At 49.7% G+C, this 12,584-nt stretch carries 10 protein-coding genes; 4 read left to right on the forward strand and 6 right to left on the reverse strand.

Annotation, left to right across the window (positions count from 1 at the left end):
* Positions 1 to 2 precede the first annotated feature (2 nt).
* Positions 3 to 1,814 carry a phosphogluconate dehydratase gene (gene edd / locus MPHASIOC01_RS07685; RefSeq protein ID WP_064594164.1) on the reverse strand — a complete coding sequence of 604 codons (1,812 nt, stop codon included), beginning with the start codon at positions 1,812 to 1,814 and terminating at the stop codon, positions 3 to 5.
* Between the two features lie 236 nt (positions 1,815 to 2,050).
* Positions 2,051 to 3,526 (reverse strand): glucose-6-phosphate dehydrogenase, encoded by a 1,476-nt coding sequence (zwf, locus tag MPHASIOC01_RS07690; RefSeq protein WP_064594166.1) that lies wholly within the window; start codon positions 3,524 to 3,526, stop codon positions 2,051 to 2,053.
* A gap of 368 nt (positions 3,527 to 3,894) precedes the next feature.
* On the opposite strand from zwf, the gene MPHASIOC01_RS07695 reads away from it, so the two are divergent.
* Together MPHASIOC01_RS07695 and pyk are read left to right on the forward strand one after the other, a co-directional pair.
* The gene (locus MPHASIOC01_RS07695) at positions 3,895 to 4,764 is read left to right on the forward strand and encodes a MurR/RpiR family transcriptional regulator (protein ID WP_064594168.1); all 870 of its coding nucleotides are present in this window, start codon (positions 3,895 to 3,897) and stop codon (positions 4,762 to 4,764) included.
* A gap of 123 nt (positions 4,765 to 4,887) precedes the next feature.
* Positions 4,888 to 6,330, forward strand: a complete 1,443-nt coding sequence (gene pyk, locus MPHASIOC01_RS07700; protein WP_064594169.1) for a pyruvate kinase — start codon at positions 4,888 to 4,890, stop codon at positions 6,328 to 6,330.
* 104 nt (positions 6,331 to 6,434) lie between these two features.
* Here the strand turns inward: pyk and lpxM are convergent, their stop codons facing one another.
* From lpxM to znuA, 3 genes are all read right to left on the reverse strand, one after another.
* On the reverse strand, positions 6,435 to 7,409 hold the full coding sequence (gene lpxM, locus MPHASIOC01_RS07705; protein ID WP_405027770.1) for a lauroyl-Kdo(2)-lipid IV(A) myristoyltransferase: 975 nt from the start codon (positions 7,407 to 7,409) through the stop codon (positions 6,435 to 6,437).
* A gap of 116 nt (positions 7,410 to 7,525) precedes the next feature.
* Positions 7,526 to 8,869 (reverse strand): murein DD-endopeptidase MepM, encoded by a 1,344-nt coding sequence (mepM, locus tag MPHASIOC01_RS07710; protein ID WP_064594173.1) that lies wholly within the window; start codon positions 8,867 to 8,869, stop codon positions 7,526 to 7,528.
* A 15-nt stretch (positions 8,870 to 8,884) separates the two neighbouring features.
* On the reverse strand, positions 8,885 to 9,850 hold the full coding sequence (gene znuA / locus MPHASIOC01_RS07715) for a zinc ABC transporter substrate-binding protein ZnuA (RefSeq protein WP_353614292.1): 966 nt from the start codon (positions 9,848 to 9,850) through the stop codon (positions 8,885 to 8,887).
* Positions 9,851 to 9,926: 76 nt separating this feature from the next.
* Here znuA and znuC point away from each other — a divergent pair, with 76 nt between their 5' ends.
* Together znuC and znuB are read left to right on the forward strand one after the other, a co-directional pair.
* Positions 9,927 to 10,682, forward strand: coding sequence for a zinc ABC transporter ATP-binding protein ZnuC (gene znuC, locus MPHASIOC01_RS07720; RefSeq protein ID WP_353614293.1), 756 nt, complete (start codon positions 9,927 to 9,929; stop codon positions 10,680 to 10,682).
* Positions 10,679 to 11,464 (forward strand): zinc ABC transporter permease subunit ZnuB, encoded by a 786-nt coding sequence (gene znuB / locus MPHASIOC01_RS07725; protein ID WP_353614294.1) that lies wholly within the window; start codon positions 10,679 to 10,681, stop codon positions 11,462 to 11,464. The genes znuC and znuB overlap by 4 nt, the downstream gene beginning before the upstream one ends.
* A 103-nt stretch (positions 11,465 to 11,567) precedes the next feature.
* On the opposite strand, the gene ruvB is transcribed toward znuB, so the two are convergent.
* Positions 11,568 to 12,578, reverse strand: coding sequence for a Holliday junction branch migration DNA helicase RuvB (gene ruvB / locus MPHASIOC01_RS07730; protein WP_064594182.1), 1,011 nt, complete (start codon positions 12,576 to 12,578; stop codon positions 11,568 to 11,570).
* Positions 12,579 to 12,584 lie beyond the last annotated feature (6 nt).

Here is a 12,584-nt window from a genome sequence, read left to right on the forward strand (position 1 = left end):
TGTTAGAATGAAATACAGGTTGCGCCCTGTTCCGCCCCGGATAAGTTCTCGCGCAATGCACCGAATAACTCACGACCAGTCCCAACACGTTGAGCGCTGAGGTCCGGGTGGAACGGTTCACGTTCTTGTAGTTCCGCGCCGTCAACCAGCAAGGTTAGCTCGCCAGTCTGCCCGTTTACGCGGATCATGTCGCCATTACGGACTTTAGCCAAAAGCCCACCAGCATAAGCTTCCGGTGTCACATGAATTGCAGAAGGTACTTTACCGGAGGCACCGGACAAACGGCCATCCGTCACTAATGCAATTTTGAAACGACGGTCCAATAATACACCAAGTGGCGGCATGAGTTTATGTAATTCTGGCATTCCATTCGCTTTCGGGCCTTGATGGCGGACAACGACAACGCAGTCCTTATCAAGCAAACCCGCTTCAAATGCTGGAACGACATCGTGCTGGCTTTCAAAAACAATGGCAGGCGCTTCAATAATCTGATTTTCCACAGGCACTGCAGAAGTTTTCATCACTGCGCGCCCGAGGTTGCCACTCAATACTTTGGTGCCGCCATGTTGGGAGAATGGTTTATCAATAGAGGCAATAATATCGCTATCCAGTGATTCAGTTGCCCCTTCTCGCCAGTCAAGTTTGCCTTCATTCAGCCAGGGCTCCATGGTGTAATGTTGCAAACCAAAGCCCGCAACTGTATTGACATCCTCATGTAACAAACCGCCTTTAATCAGTTCGCGCATCAGAACCGGTACACCACCCGCAGCCTGAAAGTGATTGATGTCCGCCGGGCCATTGGGGTAAAGACGCGCCAACAACGGAACAACCGAAGAAATTTCGGAAAAGTCATCCCAGTTAATAATAATGCCTGCTGCACGCGCCATTGCGACCAAATGCATAGTGTGATTAGTGGAACCACCTGTGGCCAGCAGTGCGACGATGCCATTGACCACCACTTTCTCATCAATCATTTTGCCCAGTGGCATCCACTCATTCCCATTACCGGTAAGGCGTGTTACCTGACGTGCGGCTGCGCATGTCAGCTCTTTACGCAGAGGCGCATCCGGATGGACAAATGACGACCCGGGTAACTGCATCCCCATGAACTCAATCACCATCTGGTTGGTGTTCGCTGTACCATAAAATGTGCAGGTACCCGGCGCGTGGTAAGAGGCAGCTTCAGATTCAAGTAATGCTGCACGGTCAACTTTCCCTTCTGCATACAACTGACGAATACGCACTTTTTCTTTATTAGCCAGCCCGCTCGCCATTGGGCCTGATGGCACAAACACCGACGGCAAATGCCCGAATGAGAGTGCAGCCATCGCCAACCCGGGCACAATTTTGTCGCACACACCAAGGAATAACGCGCCATCAAACATATTATGAGACAAGCCCACCGCCGCTGACATGGCAATCACTTCACGACTGAGCAGCGAAAGCTCCATTCCATCCTGGCCTTGCGTCACACCATCGCACATAGCCGGAACACCACCAGCCACCTGGCCTACTGCGCCCACGGAGTGCAGTGCCTCGCGAATAATTTGTGGATAAGTTTCATAAGGTTGATGCGCAGACAGCATGTCGTTATAGGCTGTAATGATGCCAATGTTGCTGCGCAGCATATTTTTTAAAGAGGCTTTATCTTCTGCCTGGCAGGCAGCAAACCCATGAGCCAGATTGCCACACGCCAGTTCTGCACGGTGCACTGTTTTACTTTTCGCCTGTTCAACGCGGGCCAGATAAGCTTCCCGGGTTGCGTGTGAGCGTTCAATAATTCTATTTGTTACGCGTAACAATACAGAGTTCATAAAAGGTCCTCATAGTTCTGTCTGCCATCGGCAGTTTTGTCGGATATATCAGTGAGATTTAAAATAGCTCTGATTCCTGATATACCGCACTCCAGGGGCAAAATCGCTTCAGTTAGTGTAAATAAAAAAGCCCCGCTGGTGAATCCAGTCAGGGCTTTAATTTAAAAAAAATTACCTGCTTTCTGTGTTAGATCATGTTACCGGTAAAGTTACAGCTAACTGCTCCCCTGCAGAACTTACTCGAACTCGTTCCAGGAACGGCCATCACGGGTGATCATGGCGACTGAGGCTACAGGCCCCCAGGTCCCGGCCTGATAAGGTTTTGGCGCTTCATTATCAGCGGCCCAGGCTTCGGTAATGGAGTCAACCCATTTCCAGGCCTCTTCCACTTCATCGCGGCGCACAAACAGGGCCTGAATACCACGCATTGTTTCCAGTAGCAGGCGCTCATAAGCGTCTGCCAGGTGGGTTTGGTTAAAGGTTTCGGAGTAGCTCAGGTCAAGTTTTGTCGTTTGCAGGTTGTGCTTATGATCAAGACCTGGCACTTTGTTCAGAATCTGAATATCAACGCCCTCATCAGGTTGCAGTCGAATAGTCAGTTTATTCTGTGGTAACTCCTGCCAGGACTCTTTAAACAGGTTCAGTTCCGGATTCTTGAAGTAAACAACTACCTCAGAGCATTTAGCCGGTAAGCGTTTACCGGTGCGCAGGTAGAATGGAACTCCCGCCCAACGCCAGTTATCGATATCAACGCGGATGGCGACAAAGGTTTCAGTGCCACTGCTTTTGTTCGCTCCTTCTTCTTCCAGGTAACCTGGCACTTTTTTGCCCTGTGCAAAACCAGAGGTATATTGACCGCGCACCGTTTTTTCACGCACATTTGAGCGATCAATGCGGCGTAGCGATTTCAGTACCTGAACTTTGGCATCACGGATGCTGTCCGCCGTCAGGTCAGATGGTGGTGACATGGCAATCATGCACAAAATTTGCAGCAGGTGGTTTTGAATCATATCGCGCATCTGCCCGGCTTTATCAAAATAGCCCCAGCGCCCTTCAATCCCCACTTCTTCTGCTACGGTAATTTCCACATGGTCAATGGTCCGGTTGTCCCAGTTATTAACAAACAATGAGTTGGCAAAACGTAGTGCCAGCAGGTTCAGTACCGTTTCTTTCCCTAAATAGTGGTCAATACGGTACACCTGGCACTCTTCAAAATATTTCCCAACCTGGTTGTTAATCTCCTGAGAAGTTTCCAGAGACGTACCCAGCGGTTTTTCCATGACAACACGCGCAGGTTTGGCATTCAGTTTCGCCTCGCCCAGCCCTTTGCAAATAGCGCCAAAAGTGCTGGGTGGCATAGCGAAGTAGTTAATGGTGGTACGGTTTTTCTGATCAAGCACTTTACCCAACCGGGTAAATGCTTTGGTATCGTTGACATCCAGGTTACAGAATTCCAGCCGCGCGCTGAGTTTGTCCCACAACGCTTCGTTGATTTTCTCTTTCATGAAGGTTTCCAGCGCTTCACGAATCACTTTGGTGTACTCAGCTTTGTCCCAGTCAGCACGCCCTACGCCAATAATGCGCGTGTCGTCATGGAGTTGGCCCGCTTTCTCCAATTGATACAGGGAAGGCAACAGTTTCCGGCGCGCCAGGTCACCTTTCGCACCGAAAATAACCAGGTCACATGCCTGAGCTGTTTGCGTTACCGCCATCTTTGTCTCCTCGTTATGTCTGGCCTGATACTCAGCCAGGCGCTTATCTGTAATTTTCTTTCATACTAATGTACTGTGTTTACATCTTTAACAACACTGTACAGATGCCAAAAGGCATTTTATTGACTAAGTTTTAAAGAATTGTCAGTTTTACGCCTCGTCTGGCTTGTTTCTGCGGGCAAACAAGGCACGGTAAAGCAGATTTTGCTGTTATGAAAACAAGACTCTGATCATGTTATGAAAAAAAACAACAACATCCTGCCAGAGGTTGTATCCAATATCTGCTGCAAAAGCGTATATTCATCACAAAATTGACACGGTATCACCAGATGGCGAAATCGTCCTTATCAATGAGTGTGCTGTAATCTATGAACATGCTGGACAAAATTCAGTCTCAACTGGAACATCTTAGCAAGTCGGAGCGAAAAGTTGCCGAAGTAATTCTTGCTTCGCCTTCAGGTGCCATGCACTCGAGTATTGCCACTCTTGCCAGCGAGGCGGGCGTGAGCGAACCGACAGTAAACCGTTTCTGCCGCCGCCTGGAAACACGCGGGTTTCCCGACTTCAAGTTACATCTTGCCCAGAGCCTTGCCAGCGGGACCCCTTATGTCAACCGTAATGTCGATGAAGACGATACGGTTGAAGGGTATACAGCCAAAATTTTCGAATCAGCCATGGCAAATCTGGACCATGTGCGCCAACAACTTGATATGCAGGCGGTTAACCGCGCCGTAGACCTTCTTACCCAGGCAAAACGCATTGCATTTTTCGGGTTGGGCTCATCGGCAGCCGTTGCGCACGATGCCATGAACAAGTTTTTTCGTTTTAATGTCCCGGTCATCTATTCCGACGATATTGTTGTTCAGCGCATGAGTTGCATGAATTGTAGCGAAAATGACGTTGTTGTGCTGATTTCTCATACTGGTCGCACCAAAAATCTGGTCGAGCTCGCACAACTGGCTCGTGAAAACGATGCCATCGTCTTATCAATCACAACCAGCGGCTCTCCACTTTCCTGGGAATCAACACTTGCAATTCTGTTGGATGTTCCTGAGGATACCGATATTTATATGCCAATGGTTTCACGGCTTGCACAACTTACTGTGATTGATGTTCTGGCAACCGGTTTCATTTTGCGCCGTGGCGCAAAATTCAGGGATAACTTGAAGAGAGTCAAAGAAGCCCTGAAAGAATCGCGGTTTGATAAAGGTTTGATGGTACCCGGTGATCAGCATTGAAATTATAACTAAAGCTGTATCAGTCGGTTCGTTCGGTTAATGTTGTCTTTGCGTTACCAGGCGTGCAGAAATACCGGGTTTTATTCACGCAACACCAAGTTGTTTCAGTCAACGGAGTAATAAATGTCCAGACGGCTACGTAGAACCAAAATTGTCACCACGTTAGGCCCGGCAACTGATCGCGATAATAACCTTGAAAAAATTATCGCGGCAGGCGCTAACGTTGTGCGCATGAACTTCTCTCATGGCACCGCCGAAGATCACCAGATGCGTGCAGATAAAGTACGCGAAATAGCAGCCAAACTGGGGCGCCATGTGGCTATTCTTGGCGACCTCCAGGGGCCAAAAATTCGTGTGTCCACGTTTAAAGAAGGCAAAGTCTTTCTTAATATCGGCGATAAATTCCTGCTGGATGCGAACCTGGGTAAAGGCGAAGGCGACAAAGAACAGGTTGGTATTGACTATAAGGGCCTGCCTGCTGATGTTGTCCCGGGCGATATCCTGTTGCTTGACGATGGCCGAGTGCAGCTAAAAGTGCTGGAAGTTCAGGGGATGAAAGTCTTTACCGAGGTGACTGTCGGTGGCCCCTTGTCCAACAATAAAGGGATTAACAAACTCGGAGGGGGTTTATCTGCTGAAGCCCTCACAGAGAAAGACAAAGCTGACATTATTACTGCTGCAAAAATTGGTGTTGATTATCTCGCAGTGTCCTTCCCTCGTTGTGGTGAAGACCTGAACTATGCTCGTCGCCTGGCGCGTGATGCGGGCTGTGACGCTAAAATTTGTTCCAAAGTTGAACGTGCTGAAGCTGTCGCAACAGAAGAAGCAATGGACGACATCATTTTGGCGTCTGATGTGGTTATGGTCGCACGCGGTGATTTGGGTGTTGAAATTGGCGACCCGGAACTGGTTGGTATTCAGAAAACACTGATTCGTCGTGCCCGTAAACTTAACCGTGCAGTAATTACCGCTACGCAGATGATGGAATCGATGATTACCAACCCGATGCCAACGCGTGCTGAAGTTATGGATGTGGCTAACGCAGTGCTTGATGGCACTGATGCCGTTATGTTGTCAGCAGAAACTGCTGCCGGCCAGTATCCGGCAGAAACCGTGGCCGCAATGGCACGCGTGTGTGTCGGCGCGGAAAAAATCCCCAGCATTAACGTTTCCAAACATCGCCTTGATGTTCAGTTCGAAAATGTTGAAGAAGCCATCGCTATGTCTGCCATGTACGCGGCAAACCACCTTAAAGGTGTGACCGCAATTATTACCATGACAGAATCCGGGCGTACAGCACTGATGACCTCACGTATCAGCTCTGGTTTGCCAATTTTCGCCATGTCACGCCATGAACGTACACTGAACCTCACCGCTCTTTATCGTGGGGTAACACCTGTGCACTTTGACAGTGAGCTTGATGGCGTTTCTGCTGCGAACGATGCCGTTAACCTGCTGCGCGATAAAGGCTACCTGATGTCTGGTGATCTGGTTATCGTTACTCAGGGTGATGTGATGAGTACTGTGGGCACCACAAATACCACACGCATCCTTACTGTTGAGTAATATTTTCACTCTCAACTGACGCATAAAATAAAGGGGCCTGAAGGCCCCTTTAATATTTCTGCCAGACAAACAGTATGTTATCTGTGCGGACATGAAAATCTCTGTTACGCTTTGCCTCGCGGGAACAATTCTTTACGCCGGTAAGGTTCTGTCTCACCGGGTTTGCGTGTTTTCAGTAATTTCAGTATCCAGGTGTACTGCTCCGGATTTGGCCCAACCAGTTTTTCCACTTCATCATTCATGCGCCGTGCAATCGTAACATCGTCTGCTTCACGCAAGTCGTCCATCGGTGGGCGCAGGTAAATATCCAGCTTATGGGTTTGTGCGTTATAAACCGGGAACATAGGAACCACGCGTGCACGGCAAACCTTCATCAACCGCCCAATTGCAGGCAAGGTTGCTTTATAGGTAGCAAAGAAATCAACAAATTCACTTTGTTCCGGGCCGTGATCTTCATCGGGCAAGTAGTACCCCCAGTAGCCCTGCCGAACAGAACTGATAAAGGGCTTTATGCCATCATTACGTGCATGCAGCCGGCCACCAAAACGCCGCCTTACAGTGTTCCATGCAAAATCGAATACCGGGTTACCCTGGTTATGAAACATTGCAGCCATATTGTTGCCCTGAGCCGCAAGTACCATAGCGGGTATATCGACAGCCCAGCCATGAGGTACCAGAAAAATCACATTTTCGTGCCTGGAACGCAGTTCCTCGATGATTTCCGCATGATGCCACTGAACACGTTTTTGCACATGCTCAGGGCCACGCAATGCTAATTCGGCCATCAGAACCATAGATTGTGGTGCAGTGGCAAACATCCGGTCAATGACAGCTTCACGTTCTGCTTCCGGCAAATCCGGAAAGCAATAGAATAAATTGATACGAGCCCGGCGGCGCGCCCCACCTGCTAACCGGCCTGCTTTGACCCCAATAAAGCCCAGAAAAGGATCACGTAATTTAGGCGGTACCAGCGCCAGAGCGGCAAATGCACCCACACCTAACCATGCTCCCCAGTAACGTGGATGCAGGAATGCGCGGTTAAACTCAGGGATATATTCATTATTCGCTTTTTTGCTCATTTCCATGCCGTTATCAGCCAGTCCTCAGGATTACTTTTATTTTAGCGGGCTAAATCTACCAGATAAAAGAAAAGCCGGCACTTGATTAAGCACCGGCTTTCAGGCTGGCAAACAATTTAATTAAAGACTAATTGTGGTCTGATTTCACGAACCTGCGCCAGATAAGTGCGGCGATCAGCACCGGTCAGTCCTTCAGTACGCGGAAGTTTCGCCGTCAGCGGGTTTACCGCCTGCTGGTTAATCCATACTTCAAAGTGCAGATGTGGCCCGGTTGAACGCCCGGTGTTGCCAGAAAGCGCAATACGCTCACCACGTTTCACTTTATCGCCTGGTTTCACCAGTAGTTTCTTCAGGTGCATATAGCGTGTTGTATAGGTGCGTCCATGACGAATAGCAATGTAGTTCCCCGCAGCACCATCGTGTTTGGCTACAATCACCTCGCCATCACCCACTGATAACACTGGTGTGCCCTGTGGCATCGCAAAATCCACACCACGGTGCGGGGCTATGCGCCCGGTAACCGGGTTCAGGCGGCGAGGATTAAAGTTTGATGATACACGGAACTGGCGACTGGTCGGGAACCTTAAGAACCCTTTGGCCAGACCATTCCCATTTTGGTCGTAGAATTTGCCGTCAGCGGCACGGATAGCGAAGTAATCTTTACCACCGGTTTTCAAACGCACGCCCAATAAATGACTCTGACCACGCTTGCCATCAAGCTGTTCGCGTGAAATTAACGCAGAGAACTCATCTCCTGCTTTCAGTTTGCGGAAATCCATTTGCCACTGTAACGCTTTAACGACATCGTTAACTTCATTGCCACTAAGCCCTGCTGCTCTTGCGCTGGCAACAAAACTGCCGCTAACTTTGCCCTTGATAACCCGGTTGACCCACTCGCCCTGCTGTACTTCAACATTGCGCTTGAAACCGTTATCAGTACGGTCATAAACACGCGTTTCGCGTCGCGAAACATCCCAGGACAATTGCTGTAAGTTACCATCGGGGGTGAGCGTCCAGGAGAGTTGCTGGCCGATTTTGAGATTTTCCAGGTCCTTATCCGTGCTGGTTAACTGACTGATTTCTCCCATATCAATACCGTATTGATTAAGAATACTGCTCAGCGTATCACCGGTAGAAACCACATAATCCTGAACACCATTGCTGGACGTTGTCTCATCGCTGCCATCCTGTGTCGTTGTGTCATCAGGTGGTAACGCAACATCCACATCATCTGCCGATGTTTGATCAATTGGCTCGCTGGCATCCGGCATCAGCGTATGGACGGGCTTGTTGTCATGAAGATCCAATGCTTTCACAACAGGCGTGGCATCGGGATGGTAAACATAGGGCCGCCATACGGCGACCGATAAAGTGAGTACTGTCAAGGACCCCAGCAAAACGCGATGGGGTCTGGGCAGGCTGTTAAAAGCCATAGCGACAGAGCGGGCTATCTGTTGCACGTACAAAAATCCTCGTTAATCTCCTTCCAGACAGCTCGTGTACTGATGAGACAAGTGGGTTAAAAACTGCATGTAGCTGTCTTTACCCAACGCGATACCACTTCCTAACGGGTCCAGGGTCCCAATGCGCACCCCTGTACCACGGGCAACGGCCTCGACAACGGCTGGTCTGAATTGTGGTTCAGCAAAGACACACACCGCCTTTTGCTCAACCAACTCTGTTCTGATGTTATGTAAACGCTGTGCACCCGGTTGAATTTCAGGGTTTACGGTAAAGTGCCCGAGAGATGTCAGACCGTACTGTTTTTCAAAATAACCATACGCATCATGAAAAACGAAATACCCCTTCGTTTTCACCGGTGACAGCTCGTCTGCAATCTGCTTGTCCGTGCGGGCTAATTCTGCCTCAAATTGCTGCAGGTTTGCGTCCAGTTTGGCTTTATTTTTCGGCATAAGTTCCACTAATTTATCGTGAATTGCAACCGCTGCCAGTTTTGATATTTCAGGTGAAAGCCAGATATGCATGTTGTATTCACCATGATGGTGATCATCATCACTATTTTCGTCCTGTTTGTCATGATGTGCAGCATCACTCTGTACATGTTCATGGTCGTGATCATCGTCATCACCACCTTTCATGAGTAACGGTTTCACTGCTGCCAGAGTGGACAAGGCGATGTTTTTATCACCCGCCTGTTGAGCCACTGGCTTTTGCATAAAGGCCTCCATATCCGGGCCAACCCATACCACTAAGTCACTGTTTTTTAATTTTATTATGTCACCTGGTTTCAGCGCGTAATCGTGTGCGGAAGCGCCATCCGGGAGTAATACTTCTGTCTTAGTTACTCCATCAGCAATCGCGGATGCGATAAAACCCAGTGGTTTAATTGAGGTGACAACATCGGCCTGAGCCACTACAGTGGTGCCCGCCCAAAGTGCAACTGTAAAGCCCGCGCAACGAAATGTCTTTTTATGTAACATAATGCGTTATTCCATCATCATTCCAGCGAAGTTTGTGATATTATAACATTCGTTAACTTCTGCAACGTTTAAATCCATGAACAATCTTGTCTCACTGGAAAACGTGTCTGTGTCATTCGGGCAACGGCGTGTTTTATCAGATATTTCATTCTCCCTTAAGCCTGGGCGTATCCTTACGCTTTTGGGGCCAAATGGGGCCGGTAAATCCACTCTGGTGCGTGTCGTGCTGGGTCTGGTAGTTCCAGATGAAGGAAGAATCAACCGGGACCGTGGGCTGCGTATTGGCTACGTTCCACAAAAACTCCAACTGGATGCCACTCTGCCGCTTACCGTAAGCCGGTTTTTGCGCTTACGTCCGGGGGTAAAAAAATCAGACCTGCTCCCTGCTCTGAAACGGGTTAACGCTGCTCATCTGCTTGAAGCGCCTATGCAAAAACTGTCCGGTGGGGAAAACCAACGGGTTCTGTTAGCAAGAGCTTTAATGAATTCTCCGCAGTTATTAGTACTGGATGAACCGACCCAGGGCGTGGATGTCAACGGGCAACTGGCGCTCTATAACCTGATTGACCAGTTACGCAAAGAACTGGATTGCGCTGTATTGATGGTTTCGCATGATCTGCACCTGGTCATGGCGAAAACCGATGATGTGCTGTGCCTTAATCATCATATTTGTTGCTCCGGCACGCCAGAAAGCGTGTCTATGCACCCAGAGTTTATCGCGATGTTTGGCGCCACAGGTGCAGAGCAACTCGCGGTGTACCGCCACCACCATAATCACCGCCATGATTTACGTGGCCGCATTGTATTACGCAAAGGGAATGGCGCTTCATGATAGAAATTCTGTTACCCGGCTGGATTGCGGGTGTGTTACTGGCCTGTGCGGCCGGGCCCCTGGGTTCGTTTGTTGTCTGGCGGCGGATGTCTTATTTTGGTGACACACTGGCTCACGCCTCCTTGCTGGGCGTGGCTTTTGGTTTATTGCTTAATGTCAGCCCATTCTATGCCGTTATTGCAGTAACACTGGTTCTTGCAGCAGGGTTAGTCTGGCTTGAGAAACGGCAGCATCTTGCTGTTGACACGTTGTTGGGCATTCTCGCACATAGTGCACTGTCGTTAGGCCTGGTGGTGGTCAGCCTGATGGCCAATGTCCGGGTCGATTTAATGGCCTACCTGTTTGGTGATTTATTAGCGGTCACCCCAACAGATTTAGTGACGATTTCACTTGGCGTGTGTGTCGTTATTGGACTACTTTGCTGGCAATGGCGTAGCTTGCTGGCGATGACCATAAGCCCGGAACTGGCGTTTGTCGATGGTGTCCGTATCCAGCGGGTAAAACTGCTGCTGATGCTGGTTACCGCACTAACGATAGGCGTTTCGATGAAGTTTGTCGGCGCTTTAATTATTACATCGTTGTTGATTATTCCGGCTGCGACTGGCCGCCGCTTTGCCCGCACACCGGAGCAAATGGCAGGTTATGCCGTACTGGTGGGCATTCTGGCGGTTACTGGCGGTCTGGCCTTTTCCGCCTTCTATGACACACCAGCCGGGCCTTCAGTGGTGTTATGTGCCGCCTGCCTGTTCATGTTCAGCATGATGAAAAAGACGGTGGTATAATTGCGGTTCCCGTGAATATATAAGCCCTTGTCTGGTTTTGCCCGACAGGGGCTTTACTCTACATAGTAGTTGGTGCCGCTTTGAGAAAGCGCACCACAAGTAATCAGCCGTTCTCCGGTGGTGTAATCCCGAAGTGTTGCCAGGCGCGATTTGTGGCCATACGCCCACGGGGCGTTCGTTGAATAAACCCTTGCTGGATCAGATAGGGTTCAAGAACGTCTTCAATCGTTTCGCGCTCTTCACCAATCGCTGCGGCCAGGTTATCCAGGCCGACCGGGCCACCCATAAATTTGTCGATAATCGCCAACAGTAATTTACGGTCCATATAGTCAAACCCCTGGACATCGACATTCAGCATATCCAGAGCCTGGCTGGCAACATCAGCACTGATCACACCATTATGGCGCACTTCCGCGTAGTCTCTGACCCGGCGTAATAGCCGGTTAGCGATACGTGGTGTACCTCTTGCCCTGCGTGCCAGCTCCAGAGCTGCATCCGCCGCCATATCCAGCCCCATAAACCCGGCGCTGCGGGCGACGATATGTTGCAGGTCACTTACCTGATAAAACTCCAGGCGCTGCACTATCCCGAAACGGTCACGTAAAGGCGAAGTCAGAGATCCAGCCCGCGTGGTTGCCCCCACCAGCGTAAAGGGTGGCAAATCAATCTTGATTGAACGTGCAGCCGGCCCTTCACCTATCATAATATCCAGCTGATAGTCTTCCATTGCCGGATACAGCACTTCCTCCACCACCGGAGAAAGTCGATGGATTTCATCGATAAACAACACGTCGTTAGGTTCGAGATTAGTCAGCATCGCCGCCAGGTCGCCTGCTTTTTCAAGCACTGGTCCGGAAGTGGTACGTAAATTCACGCCCATTTCATTCGCAACGATATTTGCCAGCGTGGTTTTCCCAAGCCCCGGCGGGCCAAAAATCAACAGATGGTCGAGCGCTTCACCACGCAAACGCGCTGCTTCAATGAAAATTTCCATCTGCTTGCGCACTTCTGGCTGTCCAATATATTCCTGCAGCATTTTAGGGCGAATAGCCCTGTCGATGTTGTCTTCCGGGCCCTGGTTGTCTGGCGAAACCAGACGGTCGGCTTCAATCATTATTTA

The organism is Mangrovibacter phragmitis, from assembly GCF_040429585.1.
Classification (GTDB): domain Bacteria; phylum Pseudomonadota; class Gammaproteobacteria; order Enterobacterales; family Enterobacteriaceae; genus Mangrovibacter; species Mangrovibacter phragmitis.